This window comes from Azospirillum sp. FG154, from assembly GCF_057809575.1.
In genome coordinates this window covers 158,521-181,461 of record NZ_JBMDKF010000003.1, presented here as the reverse complement: position 1 = coordinate 181,461, position 22,941 = coordinate 158,521, and the positions used below count along the sequence as shown (strand labels likewise).

Sequence of the window (22,941 nt, the reverse complement as noted above, 5' to 3'; positions counted from 1 at the left end):
TCTCGAACAGGAGCATCGTCGCGAGACCGAAGGATGGAGGCTAACAACCCGTTCTTTCCGGCGAGCCCTCGACGGGTGGAGCGGGTGCGCAGGACTTTGCCGCACCATGTCCCACGTTACCATCGGCAGCCGGTGTAGCACGGCCATTTACTCCACTCATGTCGTAACCGGTCCAGGCAAGATGGCCCGGCGACATCAGCAGCGGTGCCCAGATCACGGCCGACAGGACGTTGAACGTCTGAAACTTCCGATGGGGCATCGCCATCATGCCAGCCGTTGTCGGCACCACCGCACGCAACGGGCCGATGAAGCGTGCCAGGAACACGCTCTTGCTGCCATGCCGAAGAAAGAAGGCTTCGCCACGGCCGCGCAGTTCGGGATGCTTGCTGAGGGGCCACAGGCGGAACATGCGCTCACCGTAGCGGCGGCCCAGCCAGTAGGACGTGGCGTCTCCCAGGATGGCGCCGCCCGCGATCGCCAAATAGACCGACCAAAAATCGAGAACACCCGCGGCAACAAGCGCGCCACTCGCGGTCAGCATGACGACGCCAGGAATGAGAAGCCCGACGAGTGTCAGTCCCTCCGCGAACGCCATCAAAAAGATGATGACTTCGGCCCAGTCCGCGTGCGTTTCGATGAAGGTCGCGAGCGCGGCCCCATAGGCCGCGAAATCCGGAAGTCCCGTCAGCACGGTGTCTGCGCCCGCGTCGTCTCGCACCTCAATGAGGGTTGGCAGTCGAGGCAGGGCCGGTGCAAGTCGATCATGACGAGGGCTGAGTCCTTTCAGGGTTCAAGCAATTCACACCTGGGCCCGGCGCCATGGCCGCACAAGACCGCGCTGTTCGGTTTATGGCGCGGGGACGAAAAGGATGGCGGTCAATGCCAAAGCCCGGACGCACGCCAGCGCGGTCGATGGGTTGGCGGCGCGAGGTGACCAGGGACCGTGATCGACCGTGCCTCGAAAGCCGGTCGAAGTGATTCGACCTGTTGAAGCGAGAGAAGGCGCTCGATACGCTCTTCGGTAGCCGGATGGGTACGCAACACGGACGGGTGGGGATTCCTCCGACCAGGGAACAGCATGCGCTCCCAGAAGCCCGGATCGTAGCGCTGGAGTTTGGCCAAAGCGGAGGCCAGACCCGCAGGGTCCCCGGTGATCGCCGCCGCATCCAGGTCCGCGTCGAACTCCCGTGTTCGGGACAGGGTGAGTTGGATGAGCGTGTTGATGGTGGGTGCCCCGAAGAGCAGGGCAATCAATAGCCAGGGGAACCCAACCTGCTCCGCCAGCACCAACGGCAGGCTAAAGAACAGCAGGATGATGCCGCTGGTCGCCATGGCTCCCGTGACCCGGCTGATGATGTCGGCCAGCCCCATGATGAACAGGTCATGGTTCCGGACATGGCTAACCTCGTGGGCCAGGACGCCGACGAGCTCGCGCAGGTTCATGCCTCTCAGGAGGCCGTCCGTCAGGACGATGGCGCTGCTGCTCGCGGAGCCAACGGCAAACGCATTCGGCACCGGCGTTGGCAGGTAATGCAGTTCGGGGATACTGGGCAGCCCAGCCCGCCGGGCCAAAGCCGCGAGCGCGTCCTGAACCTCCGGAATCTCGGATCGACGAAGGCGGCGGGCGCCGTAAAGTTTCAGGATGACCTGGGGTGAAATGGTGGGGCTGAACGCCAGCGCCATGGCGATGAGGATGATAACCCACAGGATCCCTGCTGGTCCGAAGAGCAGCCAGCCGATGGTCGCGGCAAGCAGGGTCAGGCTGCCAACCAGCAGGATGGATTGCATCACATTGCGGAGCTTATGGCGGCGAAGCTCCTGTTCATTGAGGCGGAGCGCGTACATGGTGGCCCGTGTGCCGGGTTTGCTCTGCATGGAGATTTCGGGAATGCCTACCACTCGATCAATACAACAATTGGATCATTGCGCCCTTCTTCCCAAATGAGCACCCGATCCAAGTTGCCCCTGGCGTCGTCACATCGCTGGGATCGCAAAGCACCGGCGGGAGGACGCCTGCGGGGCTGAGCACATCAGCGAGAGCGTGGATTATGGCCATCCGGCCACCGCGAGACAGACCGATAGGCTACGCGCGCACCCTTTCGCCGCCCTGCGCTGAGCAAGGCACCATGGTGGCAAGCGGCGGCCGCGCATCAGCACGGCCGCCGCCGACCGGTCACGCCGCCTTGAAGGCGCGCTGATTGACCTCGCCCTCGGCAAGCTGGGTCAGCTTCTCATCGGTTGCCTTCTCCTCGCTGAGCGTCTCATCGAGCAGCTTGGCGACGTCCGTCATCCCGCACGTCTCCGCCAGCGTCCTGAGGGAGCCGTAGCTGGCGATCTCGTAATGTTCGACTTTCTGGGCGGCCATGATCAGGGCGACATCGAGAACCTCCGGCGAGAGCCTCTGCTCCATGATCTCCTCGGCCTCCTCGATCAGCCCCTGGGTCGCCTCGCAGGTGTTGCCCGCGGGGTCAGCCTGGAGGATCTGGAAGATCTGCTCCAGACGCTTTACCTGCCCATCCGTCTCCTTGAGGTGGGTCTGGAATGCCTGTTTCAGCTGAGGAGATGACGCCGCGTCCGCCATCGCAGGCAGCGCCTCGAGGATTTGGGTCTCGGAACTGTATGCATCCTGAAGCTCCTCGATGAGGAGATCCTTCAATGCTTCTTTGGACATGGGGGTGCTCCTGACGACTGTTTTCGGTAAAGGCGGTTGGCGAGGGCGCCCTAACCTCAACAGGGATGCATCACATTCCTTGCGAGCAAATCTTCGGATTGGCCGTCGGTACAGCAAGCACCAGTTGATCGCCATGATTGGACTGCGGGCTTCGGTGCCCACAGGATCACGACCGCGGCTTCCGCCGTCATTGGCGAAGAGGCCATGCGCACCACCGGGGCGCTGCTGTTGACGACCGGATGGCATCCACACTGGACGCGCATCGCGGGGTCTGTGCTTGTCGGCACCATTCCGACGGAAGACGCCGCCAGGAGCATCCCAATACCTTAAACGGGCATCGGATTGAGCCGGGCAAACCCCTCCTGCGTGCGGTACGAGTAATAGGGGTAGGCAGGCATCACGTCGCTGGCCGCATCGAGACGCGCGATCTGGCCGGGTTCGAGTTTCCAGCCAACGGCACCCAGATTGTCCCGCAGCTGCGCCTCGTTGCGGGCGCCGACGATCACCGAGGAGACGGTCGGCCGCGCGAGCAGCCAAGTGATAGCTACCTGAGGAACGCTGCGCCCCGTCTCGGCCGCCACAGCGTCGAGCGCGTCGACGATGCGGTAGAGGCGCTCCTCGTCGACAGGCGGCCCCCACTGTGCGGTGTCGTGGAGGCGGCTGCCCTGGGGGATCGGCTGACCACGACGGATCTTTCCGGTCAACCTGCCCCAGCCGAGCGGGCTCCAGACCAGCGCGCCGACTTTCTGATCAAGGCCAAGGGGCATCAACTCCCATTCATAGTCACGCCCGGTCAGCGAATAGTAGACTTGATGCACGACATGGCGCGGCCAGCCATGGCGGTCGGCGATGGCGAGCGACTTCATCAGCTGCCAACCCGCAAAGTTCGAGGCGCCGACATGGCGAACCTTCCCGGCACGGACGAGCGTGTCCAGCGTGTACAGGACCTCCTCCACCGGGGTGAAGGCGTCGAAGGCGTGTAGTTGGAGCAGGTCGATGTAGTCCGTCCCAAGTCGTCGGAGCGCCGCCTCCACGGCGCCGATCAGCCGATGGCGGGAAAGACCGGCGTCGTTCGGCCCGTCGCCCATCGGCAACCCGGTCTTGGTCGAGATCAGTACCTTCTCGCGCCTCCCGCGGATAGCGGCGCCGAGCACCTCCTCCGAGCCGCCGTCTGAATAGACATCGGCGGTGTCGAAGAGCGTGACGCCAGCTTCAAGGCAGATGTCGATCAACCGCCGGGCGTCATCGACGTCGCTGTTCCCCCAAGCCGAGAACAACGGCCCCTTGCCGCCAAAGGTGCCCGTCCCGAAGCTGAGCGCGGGCACCTTGAGGCCCGAGGCGCCGAGTGTCCGGTACTCCATGTCTTGTCCTTTCGTGATCGAGGCTGTGGCGGTGGGCGGTGGGGCGGCCGCCTGCCAAGGATATAGCCGACGGAGCAGCTATGAATTAGGCTGCCTCTGGTCTCAGGACTTGTGACGCGGGGTCATCGTCGTGACGCGGATGGATGTCAACCGGGCGGCCGAGATGGAGGTCTTCGCGCGGGTCGTCGATCTCGGCGGGTTCACCGCGGCGGCCCATGCCTGCGGCCTCACGCCATCGGGCGTCAGCAAGCTCATCACGCGGCTGGAGACACGGCTGGGCACGCGGCTGATCCACAGGTCGACGCGCCGCCTCAGCCTGACGCCTGAAGGCCAGGCCTTCTACGCCCGCGCGGTGCGGATCCTGGGAGAGATGGAGGAGGCCGAGCGAGAAGCCTCGGCCGGTGCAACGCCGCGTGGACACCTGCGCGTCAACAGCAACGTTCCGTTCGGTATGCGCTACCTGATACCGCTGGTGCCCGAGTTCCTGGCCAACCATCCCGGTGTCACCATCGACCTCGTGCTGTCGGATGCGGTGGTCGACCTGATGGAGGAGCGGGCCGACGTTGCGATCCGGACCGGGCCACTGCGAGATTCCAGCCTGATGATCCGCAAGCTGGGTAGCACCCGCATGGTTGTGATCGCCTCTCCCGCTTACTTGGAGCAGCATGGAACACCGAGACACCCTGGCGACCTCGCCCGGCACAAGGGAATCGGCTGGACCTTCCCGCGGACTATCGGCGGCTGGCCCTTCCGGACCGACAACGGGATCGAGGAGCACATGCCGCCTATCATCGCACGAGCGAGCGACGGGGAGGCCGCGCGCCTGCTCGCGCTGGGTGGCGTCGGGTTGGCGCGACTGGCACATTTCCAGGTGGACGCCGACATCGCTTCTGGTGCGCTGATGCCGGTGCTGGAGGATGTGCATCCCGGCGGCAGTGAGGACATCCACGCCGTCTATCTCGGCGGTGTCAGTCCGCTGCCAGCCCGGGTCCGCGCCTTTGTGGATTTCATGGCAAGCCGATGCCGATTTCCCGAAAGCTGAATCCTGTCAATGGAAACACACACCGGCCGCCTACTGTTAATCCTATGTGTGCGTCAGCGTACTCGCAAATGCAGAATAATGTGGAGAGCGTTTATGCCTGACCATCCACTCGCAGACCGCAAATGGCGCACGCTCGAAAGCTCACCAACTGTCAAGGAAAAAGCGCGCGCATTTCTTGATAGATTGATGGAGCGGGCTCATAGCAATTGTACGTGTCCCGATGTCCGCTGACCTGTTCAGATCGGTAGGTCTTGACAATGCTGACTATATCTATCGTCCGTTTTTCAAGCAAGTATTTTCTTATGACGGGGTACATTGTTAAAAAAGAAGCTTTCCTCTTCTGCGTATATCTGTCCCACTCAAAAAGCGTCCTTAAAGACACTTCAATTTCCACATCATTATTTCCGTCACTGCCATAGAAGCAAAATCCATGATTTGCATGATTGAAAGACCTATCGTATCCGGGGCGCTGACCCGGAGTATTATAAGCCATACTTCTGTAGAATAGTTGGCGCTGATGGAGCGCCTCATGCGGAGCATCAGGGACAATAGTAATATTTACAGTGACCATATAATCCTCCTTTTTGTCGTGGTTCTAGTTAGGAAGCGAAAATATTCACTCTGAAATATTAGCTTCCCGTCCAAGTCTTTTGTTAATCCTCGTACCTTTAGCTAGAAATCCCTAACTTTCCCAGGGTCGCATTATCCATCACTCCCGTGACTGCCAGCCCCTCAGCCCGCTGGAACGCCCGCACCGCCTCCTTGGTCCCCGGTCCCATTTTCCCATCAATTTTGCCCTTGTAGTAGCCGAGCCTCATCAGTTCGACTTGGACCCGCATCGTCATCGCGATGGCGTCCTGCTGGCTTGCTCGAGGCGCTGCTGTGGTTCCTGAAGAAGCCGAACCGGACGCCGGTGCAGGCGGCTGGTAAGGGGCGGTCGTCATCTTCGATGGGCTGGACCAGGACGGCGTCGTCACCGTGGAGGGAGCACTGTAGACCGGGGCCGGGGGTGGAGGCGGCGGAGGCGAATAGACTGGCGCCGAATAGGACGGCGACGTGTAACCGCCCGCGCTCGAATAATGCGACCGATGGCTGCTGTGGCTCCGGTGGCTGGAATGGCTGCGGTGACCGACGTAGATCTCCGGGCCTTCCATCCGGTTCGGCATCACGAAGGTCAGCGGCTGAAGCCGGGTGTTCGACGGGTGCGCCTCGGGCAATAGGACCGGCAGCGGCCCTGCCTGCGCAGGCGACCAGATGCTCGACAGGGTGGCCGCCGTCGGAGCCGTCCACCCCAGCACCTGCTTCAGGTATTCGGCCCAGTTCTTCTTCATTCCGCTGCCTCCTCGAACCTGAATGCCCTGATGCCTCGGCTTCGCCATGCCGGGCCATGCGACGCAAAGAACCCGCAGCAGCGCGGCCGCATCGAGCACCCCTCGCAAGCCGGGTCGTAGATGTTCTTCCAATCGGAGATGCTCTGACACGCCAGCGACCAAGCGGCCTCGGGCAGGACGCAGAGCGGGACGTTGTAGATCGACGTCGTGATGCCGCGGTCCTGGAGGTGCCAAGCCGCCTCGGCCAGCGCCGGACCATAGTCCAACGGATCCACCCACAGCAGATTCCGGTTCACCTTCGCGAAGCCCATCGGCTCCAGTCCCATGAAAGCGACGTGGCTGACGAACGGCATGTTCCGCCAGATGAACTCCGCGAAGCGCTGCATGCGCGGTAGGGTCTGCGCATGCACGACGAAGCGGATCTCGATGGCGTGCCCGCGTTCGGCCAGATTGTAGATGCCGTTGACCGTCGCGTCGAAGGCACCCGCCGCCTGTACGACATGATCGTGTCGGGAGGGCACGGTGGCATAGAGCGGGATCGCCCAGGTTGCGCACCCGGCTGCCTCATGGACGCTGTCGGCCACGGCCGGGTCGGCGAAGTTGCGCCCGTTGGTCAGGATGTGCAGGCCGGTCCGCGGCAGCGCCGCCTTGCAGGCGCGGATAAGCTCCGGCAGCAGCGAGCCGAGCAGCGTTGGCTCACCGCCAGTGAAACCCAACTGCGGCAGATCCCGGTCGATGAGCGGGATGAGGTCCAGGAGTTCTCTAACCCGCCAGAGGTCGTCCTCATTGCGCGGCGGCTGGCTGCACATCAGGCAGCGGCTGTTGCATTGCTCGGTCAGGAACAGGGAATTCGCGTTCGCCCCGCGCCGGTAGAGCACGCTCAGCTGCCCGCTGTCCTGCCGCACCCGGATGACGTCGCCGGGATTCACGACGTCGATATTGCTCAGCCCGCAGATGACCGGGAGGACATCGTCTGGGTGCCTGTCGGAGGCACCCGGCCGCATCACCGCGGCGAAGCCCAGGTCGCGCAGCACGCCGGTGTCAACGTCGATGCCTTCATCCAGGTGCACGGCGACCTGCTCATGAGGCACGTCTCCCCGCAACGCCTCAGCGAGGTCGAGGACCTTCAGCAATGGCCGGGACAGGGCCCCCGAGATCACCGCTCGTGTGTGAAGGGGAAGCATCAGGCAGCCTCCGCGTTCGGCAGGCGTTGGACCGGCCGCTGGGTCACCCAGGAGGTGAAGGTCCTCATGACCTGCGGGTCGGCCTCGGCCAGGTAGCGGAACAGGATCCGGAACAGGCCGGTGTGCTTGACACAGTGGGCGTTCGTTGGTCGATGGCCGACGGGGTCGCCCTCGCGCGCCAGGTTGAAGACCGGGTCAGCGCCGCAGTAAGGCAGGAAGGCGCAATCAGAGCAGCCGGGCAGCGCCTCGGCGACGCCGGTGGCGAGCAGCAGCTGCATGCCCTCGGACTGCATGAGCTCGGCATGGCTGTCGCGGACGGTGCCGAGCCGCAGGCTATGGTCGCCCATCTCCGCCAGCATCCGACCTTCATCGGAGGCGTAGACGCCGCCGTCGTAATTGTAGACCCGGGCGCCCAGACCAGCGCCCGTCGGCGACCGTAGGTCGACGTAGCCGGTCGGAAACGGCGTCAGGATATGGCTGAGGAGGAAGCCCGTGTACGCCTCCTGGATCGCAACGCCTTTGCGGTTGAGCTCGAGGATGTAGGCCAGCGCCCTTTCGTAGAAGGGCAGGAACTCCTCCATCCCGTAGCCGATCCGTTGCGCCGCCTTGGCGGCGAAGCCGAACGGGCTGAGGGGCCGCAGGAAGGCGGAAGGGAACCCAAGGCGGACATATTCGTCCACGATCGCCTCGGGGTGCTTCAGGCTCTCACGGGTAAGCGTCGTCAGCGCCGAGAGACTGCGCTCGCCCAGAGCCGCCCGGACGCGGCCGATACCGTCCAGGGTGCGCCGGTGGGACTCCCGGCCGGGCCGGGGCCGGTTGGCATCGTGCAAGGCGTCGGGACCGTCCAGCGAGGTGGAAAGCTGGATCTTGTGGCGGCGGAGGAACTCCAGCACCTCGTCGTCGGCCTGATGCAGGGTCGACGTCATCGAGTAGGTGATGGAGCGACCCTCGACCCGATTGCGCTCCTCAATCGCTTCCACGATCTGCCGGATGCGCGGGAACGCAAGAAGGGGTTCGCCACCCTGGAACTCAACCGTTAGGGACGGCGACGGCATCTGGAACATCAGGTCGATGGCCGCGGCGGCCGTCTCGGCCGACATGTCGAATCGTGCCTGGTCGGCGGTCTGCCGGGAGACCTGGCAATATCGGCAGCTGTGGTCGCACCGGAGCGTCACCACGAACACGTGAAGGGCCGGTCCACCCTTCAGGAAGGACTTCCGGGTTCGGTACTTCGCGGCGACCATCCTGAGGGTGGTCGAGGGATCGCCCTCGGCAAGGAAATGCTTCCCTTGGAGGTCCGCGTAGGTATCGCTGGCTGGACTCAGCGTCCCGGCCGTGAAAGCTCCGAAGTCTGCCTCGTCCAGGAACTCGAACTCGCCGACCTCGGACGTAACCAGCACCCTTCCATTGACGCCCGGGATGCGTGCGAACCGGAAGGGCATCGGTTGGTAGCCCGGTTCCTTCGACTGGAAGTCAGCCAGCGGTGCAAAGGGGAGACGCCCTGCCAACCCGGCCTCCTACCGCTTCGCCGGTGCGGGTGCGCTGGCCTCGGCCAGGGCCGCGGTGACGATGGCTTCACGGACGGCTCGTGTCTTCTCCTCGATGCTGGCGCGCAGGCCGAAGTCGATCAGCGCGTTCCCGAACTCGCCCCTGATGGCATCCAGGTCAGCCGATGGGGCCGTGAGCCTGAAGCCGACCAAGATACGCGCGCCCTCCTCTGACTCGAGCCAGCAGTGGCACCGGTCGGTGAAGGCGTAACACGTGCGAAGGACAACTTCCCTGGGGAAGATCGCCGTGTCTACCGACACCGAAAAATCGAACGGGAACGCCGCGCCTCGTGGAACATCCGATGGTTGGGTTACGGCGGGGGCTGGCATGGCTGAGAACCGTAGCTGGCGCACTATCCATTAGAGGTAGTCCAACCTGTCAAAGCAGGGAGGCAGTTTCAATCTATTTCTGCGAACGTCTTTCTATACGCATAACTTCAGCGTGCATATCATGGTATGCACTGCGTTCAGCCGTCAGATAGCCGGAGGGACGCGCAGCCTTGCGCAAATTTCATCAAAGAACTTGGACTGCGGCTCCGGAAAGGTTTCGAGCCCCAGCAGGCGACGGCATTATAGGTGGACAGGAGCGTCCGCGAACCGGATCGGCGAGCCACCCGAGGTGGGTCATTCGGGACGGAAAATTAGCGTCCTCGCCTTCGATACTGTGGCGCGCAAACCCTCGACGGCTTCCCAGGCATCAACCTGGCCAGCCACGGGTTCATGGCTGGCCACCCTGCCCGCCTCAGGCCGCCTTCTTGCGACCGAGGCCGAGCTGCTTGGCAAATTCGCTGCGTCGCGTGGCATAGTTTGGAGCGACCATCGGGTACTCGGCAGGAAGCCCCCACTTGGCCCGGTACTCCTCGGGCGACATGCCGTAGGTGGTCCGAAGGTGGCGCTTCAGCATCTTCAGCTTCTTGCCGTCTTCCAAGCAGACAATGTAGTCCGGCGTGACCGACCTGCGGATCGCAACCGCAGGCTCCTGTTTCTGCTTCTGCTGAACGGGAGCCATCGGCTGCCCAAGCTGAGAGAGAGCCGCATGAACAACGCGGATCATCTCCGGAAGTTCGTTCGGCTGGACACGGTTCGCACTCACATACGCAGAAACGATCGCTGCGGTCACCGAGGTAACGTCAGCAACTTGCTCAGGAAGATTGATCTTAGAATCCATAACCAGTCTCTCTTTCATGCATCACGTTTGCGATGAAATCTACGGCTCACAAAGCACCACAACGGCCAATGCTACTAGCGCGCAAGCGCCATCTAATTTTTATTCTGATTCATGATCGGATTCAGGCGCAAGGGGATCTTGCAAAAAAATCACACCCCCAATCAGAACCTCCACCTCAAGGTTCATGTCAGCGCGACTGAAGGAAGCTGTTGAGATGATCGCCACCAGCGCCTGAGCAGACGATGATTAGCCGACCTCGACATCGGGGACGAGATGACCAAGGCCGAGTTGCTCGGCAAGAGCTTCAACGGTCGTCCGCAAACGGTCACCAACAGCGTTGGCCAAGCTCTCGCGATCGTCGCGGTGGTCGCTGGCCCGCATCGCTTCAGCAACCGTAACAACAGCCTGTTCGAACGCCGTGCGTTCGGCTCCTTCCGGACAGCGCAGGCCTTCCGGTATCCCTTCAGCGTGAACCAGGATGCACATGCGCAGCTTGGCGCGGATCTCGTCACCCTCCCCCAACTGCTTGGCCAGGGCGGGCAGATAGAACTGGGTCAAGGCATTCAGTGGCCCGCTATACGATTTCCTGGCGGGCAGCGAGGCCAGCGCCTGCTCCAGCTGCGCCAGCGTACCGCTGGCGACCGGCACGACCGGCGACTTCATCGCCGGGGACGCGGCTGTTGTCTGCGCCACGTCACGCTGTGGGGCTACCGGAACTGGAACAGTGGTCACGGGGGCGGCCGCCCCGGCACCGAAGCCCGTGAACGGCTTGGTTACGACGGCATGCGGCCGGAACGGCTCCACTGCGGCCGGAACCGGCACCACCGTCTCCTTCCCCCGTTCCAGCAAGCTTGCCCGGAGCATTGCCCGCATCTGCGTCTCTTCGACCACGGCGTCCTGAGCGGCGCGCAACGCATCTGCAATTAGGCGCGCGGCACGACGTTGCGCATCTTCCAGATCGTCGCCATCCCCTTCACAGGCCATCGCCTCCAATGCCGCCTGCCAGAGAACACTGGTATCTCCTGCGTACGGGTGTTCACGGGTGAGAACCGCCCAGGCAAGACCTTCGTGCGGCAGACCATCCCTCTGGAGAACCTCTTTCATCAAGCCCCGCGGAGCATCAGCAAGATCGCGGGTGTAGGCCATGGCGACACGGCCCAAGGCGCGCTCGGCGTCGCTGGTGGATTCGCTGATCAGCTTTGCCAGTGCGCGCCGGATATCCTTGGCGTCAACGCGGGGGAACTGAGGGATGAGCGGTTCGGTCACAAGGTCGGCATCGACGACCGTGGTCGGAGCGGCCAGCGCACCCAAGGAGCCGGTGCTGACGGGCAGCGGAGGAAGGTCGACGGGAACCGGGTGGCCGACATGCCACAGTTCGGCTTCGGCCGCCTTCATGGTCCTGATCTCTGACTCCTTCCGGAAGGCCTTGCGAGCAGCCCGGTCCAGCTCAGCCTCGTGCTGCCTCCACACGGGTTCGGTCATCACGCGGCCGTCGTCAGTCCAGGCATGAATGTTGGCACCGGCATAGCCCTTACGAAACAGCCAGCGGCGCACGCGAGCGGCCTTGGCCACGTCCACCTCGGTTGCGCTCAGCAGCCAGGCTTGGCCGCCGACCGCGAGGCGAGCCAAGGAGTCCACGAAGGCTGAGAAAGCGAGCCGGACGCCATCGGAGAGGTCCGCACGCACGGCCAGTGGCGGCTTCACGCCCCGATCAAGGGCGTGAACATAGACCAGCCATTGGCCGATGAGCTGCTCTCCGGTGGTAGCAGCGCCCACAGCGCACAGGTAGTGGACGGCGCGGTGGGCCCAGAGTCCCGGCAAGACCATCCGTTGACCATGCATCGGGCCGTCAAACACCCTCACGGCGCGGAGTGCAGCCCTGCTGGCGTACGGGGCTGAGTAGCTGTTGAGAGGGTTGAAACCGTCGGTGATCAGCTTTGCCACCGGCTGCTTCGCTGGTTCGGCCGCCACGGCCAGCACACCGTCGTGATCGACTACGACACGTCGATCGGCACGAACCCTCGGGTATGCCCACAGCAAAGCGTCGGCGACTTCAGCGTCGACGTCGGCTGCGGGCGGCAAGCCGAGGAGGCTGCGCAGACGCTCGCGTGACCAGGAACGCCAAGCGTTCCCGTCGCGCCGCACGACAACACCTTCGAGTGCGATGAACAGACGCAACACCGCAGCCGACGGTGCCGCACGGACGACATCGACCGGCAGCCGGATGTAAACGCCCTGGTTCCGCCAAGCGTCAAGGGCGCGGTCGACACGGACGATCCCATCAGAGATCTTGTAGACGAAGGTCGCGCCTTTCGGCAGGCGCTTGCAGCTTTCCGTCCATTGAGCGAAGGACAAGCCACCGGCGCGGCACAGGGCAGCCTCGGCGGACTTCTTGGTGATCCCCGCTGATCGCGCCAGAGCCGACAGACGGATTGTCGTTCGCCCGGCTGACCAGTAGGCCGCCAAGGTCACGTAGACCGCCCAGGCTTCGAGGTCCATGTTTGGCCGGGCCAGGGAAGTCTCCACATCGAGGGCGGCGACGACACCAAGCCCCTTCTCCCAATCCTCGGCCCGCCCTCGCGCGGTCGCGACGACACCCTTGTGGTCCGTGTTCGGCCGGGGATGAGTGATGTTGCACGTACGGGCCATGGTGGTGGACTCAGGGGAACCTTGTACCAGTGTTCGGCATGCGACCTCTGATCGCAAGGACCTCGTGATCGGCCTCCTAAGCCCATGTAACCTTCAGGTCGGCATGTCGGCTGGCCCAAGCCCCGGACATTCGCTGAAGCAGACTGCGAGGCAGATGTTTTTTCGTATGAAAGTGTGTAATTTCAGTCGCTTACAAGAAACTCAAGCCCCAGAATAAAAGAGAATTTAGTCGGCAGACCCTGCCTCCGGCGCGGACCGTCCGTGGATAGGTCAGGCTGATCTCCAACTCGGCCTACCCAGGCACCAACCCACTGGTCCCCCCCCGGCAGAGAAGCCGTACCTTAGAGATGTCCCGGTCCTCGCTCCACCGGGTCGCCACACCAGGCGAGCTCCGTCCGCAGCGATGGGCAAGGACACCCTCGGCGGGGGCTGGCGCGGCCCAAATGGGGCCTGCCAGTCCGAGGGACATACAGGACACCTTAGCAGGCTACCTAATTCTCTTTTACTCTGGGGCTGAACCGGCGCATAAGTCGTTGCTTTACAAAGATAGTATGCGGAAATCCGCTGCTGACGCCACCAGCGGCGATTCCTCTCACCAGAGAGTGCCGCGCATCGCCCAACGACCGGCTGGAACGGAGCCCGAGGCGCGCTCCCCCGAGCCCCTGCGGCTCCGTGCCCCGCGCCTGTCGGCAGTCCCTCGGAGTTCTGCTAATCCGGTCCGGATCTACGTCCACGCACCCCAGACTAACTGTACCCTCACAATCGGTTTCTAGTTCTCTTTTATTCTGGCCGTCATTTTGCGCGTAAGGCCATGAAATATAAAGAAACATTACACAAAAATCCCCCCAACATCCGATGCCATTCCCGGAGCGTGGGGCACGCCGCTGTCCGGCGGCAACCCGACACAGGCGCACGCTGCTGGTCAACCGTCTTCTCCCAGATGAGCCCCTATTAGCCACGGTGTCGACCGAGCTGGTTTCACATGCCCACGACGTCACCGCGCCCCGGCTACCCCCGTGCGCTGAACATCCACGAACACACTGCACTGGCCGGGTTCGGCAGCCGAAGGTGCCGTCACTCTTCGACCGCGATCTCCACACCGTCACTCTGATCGCAAGGATTGTGGCCCTTCAACAATTTTCCATGGCACAGAGAACCGAACCGGGGCACGATGCTAGAGGCACCGGCGCTCGGTGCCTTGCGTTTCAGGGAGCGGCGATGGGAGAGGTAATCCAGCTTGCAAGCAGGCGCAGGCAGAAGGCACCGACGGCGCCTTCAAGGTCAGCAGCACCACTCGCCGCTGATCTGCTGGGGCGCTTGGCCAACGGCGAACTCCGCTGCATCGGGATGCACGCGCTTCCGGGCAGAGGGCACAAGGTTGATCTGGACCTGTGGAACGGGGTGCACCTGACCTTCACCTCTGAAGCAGTCAAGCTACCGCCGGAGCGGATCGAGCTGGCCCTGCGCGCCACAGCAGCTCAGCTGCGTCAGCAGGCCGCTGAGGGCGGCATCTTCAATGAGGGGCCGTTCCGCGGTCGGTGGCTCGAGGCGGCCCACGACTTGACGGCGTCCATACAGGTGTCGAACGGCACGGCAGCGTGCACGAACGCGATGGCGGACGCGGCCGAGGCCTTGCTCGGCTTCCAGGCTGCGATGAAGCTGTGGGCGGCCGCTTGGGACACCGCTGAGGGCCGTCAGCGTGTTGGCTGGTAGTCCCAGGACATCGTAGCCAGACCAATCACTCTCAGGCTCTGCGTGGATCGAGTCCACATGTCCTGGACAGGCGTGTCGCCGCCCAGGCCCTGTTTCCAGAAGCCGCCCGCGCTGATACCTTCACGAGCAGAACGCCCCGACCCAAACCCTGAACATGCCGCTGCTGTACTACTGGCGTGGCGACAACTACGCCCGCGACCTGGACTTCGGGGTCGCGTACCACCTCAACCAAGCGAACCCGCTGCTCCATGAGGTCGAGCTCGGGGACAGCCTGTGGGCGTTCACACGGCGGCGGGATGGCGTTTATGTGCTGGCGGCCGAACTTGTCGCCTCCGCTAAGACCCTGAACCCCAAAGGCTACCGATACGGCCTTTACCGGCTCTGGGGCGACCTACGACGCTCACGGTATTTCAAGGCCGACGGTCAGCCCGACACCACGATGTTGATCCGCAGGCTGTCGGTGCGCGCTGGCGGCGACGTGCTCGGCCGAGCGTTCCAGGGGCATGCGGCCGTCCGCCGCCTCACCGAGGCTGACCATCAGCTGCTGGCCGCCTACGCCGCAGAGATGTCGCTCGAGCCGCGCGCGCCTGGTTCCCGAAGAGCGCCTTGAAGCCCTGCTGGTGGCCGGGGATGAAGCCGCAGACGCGGCCTTGATGCGGGACGAGGAGCCCGGCTTGGCGGAAGAGCGACGCCGGTACCTGATGACCGAGGCGGTCCGGCGTGACCGGCAGCATGTTGAAGCCCTGCGCAATCTGTACGACGGCCGCTGCCAGATCTGCGAATGGGCGCCCCGCGCACGCTACGGCGCCGACATCTGCGAAGGGCACCATGTCCGGTGGCTCAGCCGCGGCGGCCAGGACGACCTCTCGAACATGGTCCTGATCTGCCCGAACCACCACCGAGTCCTGCACCGTGTCGACGCCCCCTTCGACTTTGCGGTCGGTGGCTTCCAAGTGGGACAAGCCATCGAACTGTTGGCGCTGGTTCATCACGACATCGCCGCCTGAATAACCACTCACCTCCCAGCTATCAATCTTGCTCGACAGGGATGCGCAACAGCTGACGTACTGCGCTGCCATCTCGGCCGAGGGCGTGGTGCCAGTATCCGCCCGGGCAGCCGGTCTGGGAGCGCCTAGACCAGGCGCGCAAGGCGGGCCGCCGCATCCTCTTCGAGGGCGCGCAGGGTGCCATGCTCGACATCGACCATGGCACCTATCCCTACGTGATCTCGTCCAACATGGTTGCCGCCCAGGCCGCCGTGGGCTCCAGCGTCGGGCCGAAGCAGATCGGCTTCGTGCTCGGAATCACCAAGGCCTACATGACGCGCGTCGGCTCGGGCCCGTTCCGGGGTAGCAGAACAGCACCTGCGGGGCGCGCAGCTGGGCGCAGCTCCCGGCCGCCACGGTCACGTTCACCAGTTGCATCGAGGAGCTGATTGAGGCCCCGATCACGCTGCTGTCCACCAGCCCGGAGCGTGAGGACGCCATCCTGATGCGCGACCAGTTCGCGGATTAGCGAGTCTCCACACGCACCGGGTCAATGCAGCCTGCACCCGTACATGCGGAACCTCTGGGTATCCGACGCTCAGCGTCAGGTGAGGCTGAGCTGAGAACACCACGGAGTGAAGCTGTCGCCAAAAGCGGCGTGATCAGCCTTCCTGCTCGGCGGGACGTCCGCGGCTTCGGCGGTCCTCGACCAATACCTCAAGCATCCGGACCACAGGACGCAGGTCGTCGACCTCCATCGCTTCGGCTGCCGCGGTCAACCGCGCCATCAGGGCCTGGCGCTCGCTTGAGGCCTCGCCCTGCTCCGGCAGCAGCAAACTGTCGGTGGTTGCGCCAAGGACGGAGGCGATCTTCACCAGAGTTCCAAGGTCGGGTTCATGCCGATTCTGGATATAATGCCCGTACCGCCGTTCGCCCAGCCCGGCTCGCCGGGCCACCTCGGTGTCCGTCAGCCCCAAGGCTTGCGCCCGCTCGCGCAGTCGTTTTCCGAGCCCTTCCATGCATCCGGTGTGCCCGCGACACCGCGCCTCGGTCTACGTAGACTTCCTACTTTCAACCGTAGAAATGCTGGGGTATATGATGTAACCCGCTACGCAGTCAGGGTGGTGCGGCGCATTCCACACGGTCGAACGAGTTTCTGGAAGCCGAGGACAAGTTCATGCTCAAGACGATAAAGGGAAAAATTGAATCGGTCGGCCCCAGCCGCGGCACAAAAGACGAGATAGTTTATGATTATATTAGATTTCTGAATAATAACGGCGAGGTGGTGCTTGTTAAGTCCGTAAAGACAAGAAGCACTGTGGATTCGTACATTCAGCCGGGCGAAAATGGGGTGTTCTTCTTGTACGGCAATGGCCCCCACCTCCTTCTGGCGGCTCAGCTGGGAGATCGCTTCGCAAGCGATTTTGAAGGCTTCGTGGAAGACCGAAGGATTGGAAAGATTGTCACCACGTTGGCGTTTTTTGGGCCCGTCGCCCTCATCGCATTGGGGGCTCTCCTCGAGGGAGACAAAAGCGGCCTCGCTACCGTTGGCGTGTTCGCCATTCTTCCGTGTTGGGGATTCGGACTCTTTGCGTTTCTCCCGGCGTTCCTGTCATCAAAAGTACCGTCTGCCGAACAATTCGAAGCCGCCCGTGCGGCCGCTTTGGGAGGCCATGCGCCGAGCCCCTCCGAAAAGTCACCCCGGCCCAAGCGTCCTGACTGGTTCGCCGGGCTGGAGCGAAATCTTGGTAAAGGTTCCAAGCAGTAGCAGCGTGCGTACAAGGTTCGTATTGGTGGCATTCTCTGGCTTGGCTGCCTTGATCATGATTGTGGTCGGTCCCGTCTCGCCCGCGCTGGCCGCCGACCATGCCGAGCGCGCCAAGGGCAAGGAAGTTTATGAGGTCATGAAGGATCAGGCGGTGCTGGACGCGGTGCGGAAAATCATGCCCGCCCCGGAATTCGAGGTGTGGTCGACCTGGGCCAAGCTCGGCGTCAGCGCCCCCATGGAGGAGCGCGAGGGTGTCGTGTTCGGCTTCGGGTGTCAGCCCAGCAACTGTGCAACCGTCCACGCCCGCCTCGCGCTCGACCACAATGGCAACGTTTGGGCGTCACTCACTGAGGACGGGGAGAACACCCGCTACTACGGCGCCCCACCCGCCCATGTGAAGCCGCTGCTGACCATAGGGGACTGACCATCGGCTTGCTTGGTGTCAGCGGAAAGCTACGCCAATCCCGCAGTCATCAATGCTCAACAGACGCCGGTCCGGTGACCTCAACATGTCGGCGCCTCACCAACAGCCTGTACCGGCGGACCACCAGGAGACGGCGCGCCAACATGGCGACGCCACCACACCCAAGCAAAACGGAAAGCCATTGAGCGCTGCCCCTGTCGCCGCCCTTTCCGACTCCAGTACCGTCACCAGCCAACCGCGCTTCCGGAGGCTCTTTTCATGACCGCCATCTATCTCATCTACATCGTCGGCATCCCGGTATTGACGGCCATTTTCTGCGCCGCCGTGCCCACTTGGGGTTTTCGCGGCGGGGACATGGTGACCGGAATCCTCGCCATTTTCCTGTTCTTCTGCTGGCTCATGGGCGGAGCCATCGGATTCTTCATCCCACAGTGGCTTGCCATCCAGTACGGCGATGGCACATTGGGAATCCTCGGCCGCACCGCCCAGATCGTCGGCGCCCCCTGCGGCTTCATCATCGCGCTCCGGGGTTCCCTCCTGTTTGCAACCCTCGGACTGCTGGCCGCCGGGGTGGGTGGCATCATCAGCCTCGGCATCTGGGTCATCAACGGCTGACGCGCCTCCCCCTGGTACGCCCGCGCCGGTCTGGAAGGCGCTCGGTCGCGGCAGGCCAACACTGAACTGAAGCCGCGGGCCCTGTCCCCCGAGGAACGTCGCGCCATGCTGCGCTTCGCCCAGTGCACTGACTAATTCAGAAGGTGCAGGCAGCCTGTCAAGTTTGGCGAAGATGGTGCTGGCGGGCTTGGTCCAGACGACGGGCTTGGCGGCCTTGTTGTGGGCGCGGATGTAGCGGGCGATAGCGTCCTGGAGATCGGGCACGGACTTGAAGACGCCCCGGCGGATGCTTCGGCGGGTGACGATCACGAAGAAGCCCTCGACGGCGTTGATCCAAGAGGCCGAGGTGGGCGTGAAATGGAACACCCAACGGGGATGATCGGCCAGCGACGCCAGCACCTTCGGGTGGGAGTGGGTGGCATAGTTGTCGACGATGGCGTGGATCACCTTGCCCGCTGGGACGGCACGTTCCACGGCGGCGAGGAATCGGATGAACTCCTTGCGGGTGTGCTTGGACATGCAGCGCCCGACCACGGTGCCGTCCAGCGTGTTCAGCGCGGCGAACAGCGTGGTGGTGCCGTTGCGCTTGTAGTCGTGCGTCATCGTCCCGCACTTGCCGGGCTTCAGCGGCAGGCCGGGCTGGGTGCGGTCGAGCGCCTGGATCTGGCTCTTCTCGTCGATGGACAGCACAACCGCATGGCAGGGCGGGTCCAACCTATGGGGCGCCGCCATCTATTCGTTGATTTGCGCGAGGGGATAATTTTGCCGCTCCTGAAGACCGTCGAGCGACCGCCCTCGTCCCATGCGTTCGGTCGATCAACGCTTCCCTCATCTACTGGAGACGGAGGCAGTGATGATTGGCCTGAACGAGCTCGCTGGGTGGGCGGCAACCTGGGCAATGGGGATGGCAAGTGGTGAGTTGGCCTGCTCTGCCGTGAGCGCCATCGGAGATAGGGGCTTGCTTTCCCTGCATCCCCGCCACGCGGAACCGCTCGTTCGCCAAGCCATCGACCATCTGCTCGCCAGTAGAGATGCCCGAAACCAGCCGCTGGCGACCAGGATCGTCCCAGCCGCCGTCAGATGGATGGAGGCGAGCAGATACTTCCCCTGGGGAGACGACCCGACCCGATACCTCGATGACTGGAGGGATTCTTCTGCGCTCCGGGCGCTGGCCGCGGAGTTGCCAGGCACAGGGTTGATGCCCGAGGAAATGTACGGCGTCTTGGAAAGTGGGACCTGCTGGCTGGCCTATCAGGCAGTGAAGTCGAATACGACGCTCTGCTCCGTCCTGTCGCTGAATGGGGTGGACGCGATTTCCTTCGACGCCGCCTGCTATCTCGCCTTCGCCGGGAGCGGCAGCGGCATGTCCCCAAAGCAGCGCCTGAACGCCTTGATGCTGCTTTCGAGCCTCAATCCGAAGATTCTCCCCCTCGCGGACTCCGTCAGGCAGGAGACGACGCTGGTGGCTCCTCCGCGCCCTGCCGAGGAGCCAGCTGGCCATTCCACTCCGGCAGCTGCTGTGTCGCCCTGAGCATCAGCCGCTTGGCGGCCACCGCCTCCAGGACCGGTCCAGAACCGACCAAGCCATCAAGTACCGCATCCACCGGCAATGACGCCGCCGCCTCGCGGCCGAACCGGCGCGCCAGGACATCGCCGCCTCGCAGATACGCCCGCTCCCACCAGTCCGTAATCCGGTCGCCACAGCGGTCCAGCAGATCGGCCGAGACGAGGCGGTCCGCCTTCCGGTACCGGTTAACGCGCGCGTCGGCAGGCATCAGGTTCCAGAGGTCGGCGTTCGGCCATGCTGAGAACGGCAGGCAATGGTCGATGTCCAGGCTCTCCTGCCGCAGCTTCCGGCCCGTCCACACGCAATAGACCGGCTGCCCGGCATCGAACATGGCAGCGGTGAGGCGCCGGACCTCGACGGTGCCACGCTGGGGATCGAGCCACGCGAGGGCCTCGGCGATATGCCCTTCAGGGACGGAGCGACCTTGACGGGCCAGATACTGCTGCATCAGCCGAGTCCACTCCATGGTGAGCGCGGGCTCGATCCAAGTGTTCAGGCGCGTCAAGGCGTGCCAGACGCTCAGCGGAATCCGGAAGTCGCCAACCGACCACAGATAGGCTGCGTCCAGCACCAGCCGTTCGCCAAGGCGCGGGCCGCGCCGGAGCACGGCTCCGAACACTTGGCGGTCGCTTCCGGGGTAGGTGATGTAATGCGCAGGCATCTCGGCGATCGTCCTCGCCGCGTCCCGGATGGCTCCGGCCAGCGCCTGGCCAGCGTCGCCCAGGAACTCTGCGCCGACCCGGAGTTCGGGCGGCGTGGTGCCAGCGAGCCGTCGGAATGGCTCCTTGACGAAGCCCAGCCCGCCCCCGTTCCGGCTGGTCGGCGTCTGCGGCAGGTCAGCCGCGACCAGCGGCAGGAACATCCTGATCCAATAGAGGGCAATCAGCCCGAGCGGGAGAACCACACCATCATCGCCGTCGGCCATTGCAAGGCCGGGGGAGGCATCGGCCGCCCGCGCGACCACGCGCAGCAGAGCCAGCTTGTAGCTGCTGCTCTTCGCGTCATTGAGAACGATGTGCCGGATCAGCGGTAACGCACCGGTGCCGTCATCCGCCAACTGGACAACGACGGTTTCCCAACTGACGTCCGACCGACCGAGGCGGTCCGACGTCTTGATGACCCGGTTGACCATGGCGCCATGCTCGGCTGCGAGGCGCTCGATCTCCGCGCGGCTGACGGGGAGCATCGGCCGTTCCGGATCGCTCGGCCCATGCCGCAAGCTGACGATCATTCGGCCACCCGGCTTCAGCAGCGTCACCAGCTTCCGGAAGGCACGCCGCCGGTCGGCCGGTGGCACGTGCATCCAGACGGCAGCCAGCATGATCAGGTCGAATACCATGCCGGTGCGGTGGACCCGCTCCAGTCCCGGCAGCCGGTCATCCATCCACTGGATCCCGGTTGCCGTGTGCCTGCGGGCGGCCTCCTCACGCATTCCAGCCGCCGGTTCGATGGCGACGACGAAATGGCCACGGCCAGCCAGCCAAGCCGCGTCGCGGCCGGACCCAGCCCCGACATCCAGCACCGCTGACGGCTGGGACGGAATCAGGTCGAGGACGTCGGCGTAGAGCTCCTCGAAGGCGATGGTCTCGTACTGGGCGACGAACTCCTGGGCGCGGCGGTCGTAGGTCGACACGGTGTCCCCGTTCGGCGTCGTATCGAGATGCTCCGGTGCTGTCGGGTGAGGATCGGTCATGACCAAACACTGCCGTGCTGGCAGGGAAGATAGGAGCCGCCTCGATACCATTGCCGAGAGGCGGGACCATCCAGCTCGCCTCGGCCGACGGAAAGCAGTTGCCGAATCATGCCGCCTTGGTCCTCGCCGACGACAGCCTCGAGCAGAGCCCCCGCCATAGGCGCATCGCCGATCTCACCTTGATGAAAAGGCCGATCAAGAACGATATCGCGCCGAGGATGGCGGCGATCAGGGCCAATATCAGCTTTGCGGTGATCTTCACGATATGGGCCATCGCAGAAAACACACGCTTCCCAGCAAGGCGGAATGCGCCGCTTACCGGCTTTCCCAGGGCTTTTGCCGCACGTTCTGCATCTTGGAGTTCTTTCACGTTGTCGACGTGGCGCAGGATGGCAAGCGTCCTGGAAGGCGATGTCACCCTGCTGACCTGGGTTACCGAGGCGAGTACGCTCTGAACCTCCCTCGTGTCGACACGGGCGGCGTGGGTGCGGGCGGCTCTCGCCAGATCGTCGACGCGGTACCAGGGGATCCCAGCCACCGATTGCCGGAACGCCGAGGTTTTGACGGCCCGGGCGACGATCCAGGAAAGCTCGTCTTGGAACCGGGCGGTCAGCTTGCCGGTCTTCCTTGCCAGCTTGGCCAGGGAGATGCCCGTCTTGATCGGCAGGGCGCCTCCCGCCGTGACCACGGTCGCCGCTGACATCGACACCCCGGCTATCGACAGCCCCAGTACCAGATCATCGACCGGCTCATCTCGCACAATGCGCGACGCCTGTTCCTTCAGGTCACGAATGTCGCCGACCACCGTCAAATCTGAGGCAATCGCTGCGGCCATTCCAACTGTCCCCTCCCCTTCGCCGGTCACGAACCCCATCGCGGCCCGCCGGATGTTCCTTTCCGCAGCCCGCAGGCCCGAGTTCTCGTCCGCGAAACGGGTGCGCAGCGCGGGGTCGACCGGCACCTGGAGGAGATCGGCGACGTCGAGATAGTCTTCGGCCTCCTCGGGTGCGTCACGGTCCAACGCCGACGCGATCTGCTGCTCGAGGCGCTCCTTGGGAGCGACCTGCTTCAGCATGGTGATGAGAGCGTCCCGTACATCGGCATCGGTCGGAACGGTATCGGCCAGCGAGACGGTAAACGGCGTCACGACTATGGCGACCGAAAGCCCGGCGACCATCATTCGACGCGCCAGCCGGGCCGTGGCCGCCAAGGCCGTTTGCGA

Annotated in this window: 21 protein-coding genes and 2 pseudogenes; 8 read left to right on the top strand and 15 right to left on the bottom strand. The window is 63.9% G+C overall.

The window, feature by feature from the left end; genetic code table 11:
- Positions 1 to 40: 40 nt before the first annotated feature.
- From ACODS4_RS04985 to ACODS4_RS04970, 4 genes are all read right to left on the bottom strand, one after another.
- Entirely contained in the window at positions 41 to 691 is a 651-nt protein-coding gene (locus tag ACODS4_RS04985) for a DedA family protein (RefSeq protein WP_488861303.1), read from the bottom strand.
- Between the two features lie 185 nt (positions 692 to 876).
- Positions 877 to 1,875, bottom strand: a complete 999-nt coding sequence (locus tag ACODS4_RS04980) for a zinc metalloprotease HtpX (protein ID WP_488861301.1) — start codon at positions 1,873 to 1,875, stop codon at positions 877 to 879.
- A 298-nt stretch (positions 1,876 to 2,173) separates the two neighbouring features.
- Positions 2,174 to 2,671 (bottom strand): YciE/YciF ferroxidase family protein, encoded by a 498-nt coding sequence (locus ACODS4_RS04975; RefSeq protein WP_488861299.1) that lies wholly within the window; start codon positions 2,669 to 2,671, stop codon positions 2,174 to 2,176.
- Positions 2,672 to 2,997: 326 nt separating this feature from the next.
- Positions 2,998 to 4,032 (bottom strand): aldo/keto reductase, encoded by a 1,035-nt coding sequence (locus tag ACODS4_RS04970; RefSeq protein WP_488861297.1) that lies wholly within the window; start codon positions 4,030 to 4,032, stop codon positions 2,998 to 3,000.
- Positions 4,033 to 4,171: 139 nt separating this feature from the next.
- Here ACODS4_RS04970 and ACODS4_RS04965 point away from each other — a divergent pair, with 139 nt between their 5' ends.
- Positions 4,172 to 5,074: a LysR family transcriptional regulator gene (locus tag ACODS4_RS04965; RefSeq protein WP_488861642.1), complete on the top strand. Its 903-nt coding sequence runs from the start codon at positions 4,172 to 4,174 to the stop codon at positions 5,072 to 5,074.
- A gap of 151 nt (positions 5,075 to 5,225) precedes the next feature.
- On the opposite strand, the gene ACODS4_RS04960 is transcribed toward ACODS4_RS04965, so the two are convergent.
- The 7 genes from ACODS4_RS04960 to ACODS4_RS04930 all read right to left on the bottom strand — a co-directional run bounded on the left by ACODS4_RS04960 (position 5,226) and on the right by ACODS4_RS04930 (position 12,953).
- Positions 5,226 to 5,645, bottom strand: a complete 420-nt coding sequence (locus ACODS4_RS04960; RefSeq protein ID WP_488861295.1) for a hypothetical protein — start codon at positions 5,643 to 5,645, stop codon at positions 5,226 to 5,228.
- A gap of 97 nt (positions 5,646 to 5,742) precedes the next feature.
- Positions 5,743 to 6,405 carry a His-Xaa-Ser repeat protein HxsA gene (gene hxsA, locus ACODS4_RS04955; protein ID WP_488861293.1) on the bottom strand — a complete coding sequence of 221 codons (663 nt, stop codon included), beginning with the start codon at positions 6,403 to 6,405 and terminating at the stop codon, positions 5,743 to 5,745.
- Entirely contained in the window at positions 6,402 to 7,589 is a 1,188-nt protein-coding gene (hxsC, locus tag ACODS4_RS04950) for a His-Xaa-Ser system radical SAM maturase HxsC (RefSeq protein WP_488861291.1), read from the bottom strand. The genes hxsA and hxsC overlap by 4 nt, the downstream gene beginning before the upstream one ends.
- Positions 7,589 to 9,097 (bottom strand): His-Xaa-Ser system radical SAM maturase HxsB, encoded by a 1,509-nt coding sequence (hxsB, locus tag ACODS4_RS04945; protein WP_488861289.1) that lies wholly within the window; start codon positions 9,095 to 9,097, stop codon positions 7,589 to 7,591. Before hxsB ends, hxsC begins: the two co-directional genes overlap by 1 nt.
- A gap of 9 nt (positions 9,098 to 9,106) precedes the next feature.
- The gene (hxsD, locus tag ACODS4_RS04940; RefSeq protein WP_488861287.1) at positions 9,107 to 9,466 is read right to left on the bottom strand and encodes a His-Xaa-Ser system protein HxsD; all 360 of its coding nucleotides are present in this window, start codon (positions 9,464 to 9,466) and stop codon (positions 9,107 to 9,109) included.
- A 412-nt stretch (positions 9,467 to 9,878) separates the two neighbouring features.
- Positions 9,879 to 10,304 carry a Ros/MucR family transcriptional regulator gene (locus ACODS4_RS04935; RefSeq protein WP_488861285.1) on the bottom strand — a complete coding sequence of 142 codons (426 nt, stop codon included), beginning with the start codon at positions 10,302 to 10,304 and terminating at the stop codon, positions 9,879 to 9,881.
- 246 nt (positions 10,305 to 10,550) lie between these two features.
- Entirely contained in the window at positions 10,551 to 12,953 is a 2,403-nt protein-coding gene (locus ACODS4_RS04930; RefSeq protein WP_488861283.1) for a hypothetical protein, read from the bottom strand.
- Between the two features lie 1,218 nt (positions 12,954 to 14,171).
- Here ACODS4_RS04930 and ACODS4_RS04925 point away from each other — a divergent pair.
- The 4 genes and pseudogenes from ACODS4_RS04925 to ACODS4_RS04910 all read left to right on the top strand — a co-directional run.
- Positions 14,172 to 14,666, top strand: a complete 495-nt coding sequence (locus tag ACODS4_RS04925; protein WP_488861281.1) for a hypothetical protein — start codon at positions 14,172 to 14,174, stop codon at positions 14,664 to 14,666.
- A gap of 154 nt (positions 14,667 to 14,820) precedes the next feature.
- On the top strand, positions 14,821 to 15,276 hold the full coding sequence (locus ACODS4_RS04920; RefSeq protein ID WP_488861279.1) for a hypothetical protein: 456 nt from the start codon (positions 14,821 to 14,823) through the stop codon (positions 15,274 to 15,276).
- Positions 15,277 to 15,286: 10 nt separating this feature from the next.
- Positions 15,287 to 15,673, top strand: coding sequence for an HNH endonuclease (locus ACODS4_RS04915; protein WP_488861277.1), 387 nt, complete (start codon positions 15,287 to 15,289; stop codon positions 15,671 to 15,673).
- A gap of 98 nt (positions 15,674 to 15,771) precedes the next feature.
- Positions 15,772 to 16,181 (top strand): annotated as a pseudogene (locus tag ACODS4_RS04910) (adenylosuccinate synthetase); the annotation flags it as partial.
- Positions 16,182 to 16,314: 133 nt separating this feature from the next.
- Here ACODS4_RS04910 and ACODS4_RS04905 read toward each other — a convergent pair.
- The gene (locus ACODS4_RS04905; RefSeq protein ID WP_222533525.1) at positions 16,315 to 16,671 is read right to left on the bottom strand and encodes a helix-turn-helix domain-containing protein; all 357 of its coding nucleotides are present in this window, start codon (positions 16,669 to 16,671) and stop codon (positions 16,315 to 16,317) included.
- Positions 16,672 to 16,829: 158 nt separating this feature from the next.
- Here ACODS4_RS04905 and ACODS4_RS04900 point away from each other — a divergent pair, with 158 nt between their 5' ends.
- Positions 16,830 to 17,420, top strand: a complete 591-nt coding sequence (locus ACODS4_RS04900; protein ID WP_488861274.1) for a hypothetical protein — start codon at positions 16,830 to 16,832, stop codon at positions 17,418 to 17,420.
- Positions 17,421 to 17,475: 55 nt separating this feature from the next.
- Positions 17,476 to 17,844 (top strand): Ivy family c-type lysozyme inhibitor, encoded by a 369-nt coding sequence (locus ACODS4_RS04895; protein WP_488861272.1) that lies wholly within the window; start codon positions 17,476 to 17,478, stop codon positions 17,842 to 17,844.
- Positions 17,845 to 18,612: 768 nt separating this feature from the next.
- Here ACODS4_RS04895 and ACODS4_RS04890 read toward each other — a convergent pair.
- Positions 18,613 to 19,173 (bottom strand): annotated as a pseudogene (locus ACODS4_RS04890) (IS630 family transposase); the annotation flags it as partial.
- Between the two features lie 139 nt (positions 19,174 to 19,312).
- On the opposite strand from ACODS4_RS04890, the gene ACODS4_RS04885 reads away from it, so the two are divergent.
- Entirely contained in the window at positions 19,313 to 19,990 is a 678-nt protein-coding gene (locus ACODS4_RS04885) for a hypothetical protein (protein WP_488861270.1), read from the top strand.
- Here ACODS4_RS04885 and ACODS4_RS04880 read toward each other — a convergent pair.
- Together ACODS4_RS04880 and ACODS4_RS04875 are read right to left on the bottom strand one after the other, a co-directional pair.
- The gene (locus ACODS4_RS04880; protein WP_488861268.1) at positions 19,902 to 21,719 is read right to left on the bottom strand and encodes a class I SAM-dependent methyltransferase; all 1,818 of its coding nucleotides are present in this window, start codon (positions 21,717 to 21,719) and stop codon (positions 19,902 to 19,904) included. The genes ACODS4_RS04885 and ACODS4_RS04880 overlap by 89 nt on opposite strands.
- A 106-nt stretch (positions 21,720 to 21,825) precedes the next feature.
- Positions 21,826 to 22,899 (bottom strand): hypothetical protein, encoded by a 1,074-nt coding sequence (locus ACODS4_RS04875; protein ID WP_488861266.1) that lies wholly within the window; start codon positions 22,897 to 22,899, stop codon positions 21,826 to 21,828.
- Between the last annotated feature and the right edge of the window lie 42 nt (positions 22,900 to 22,941).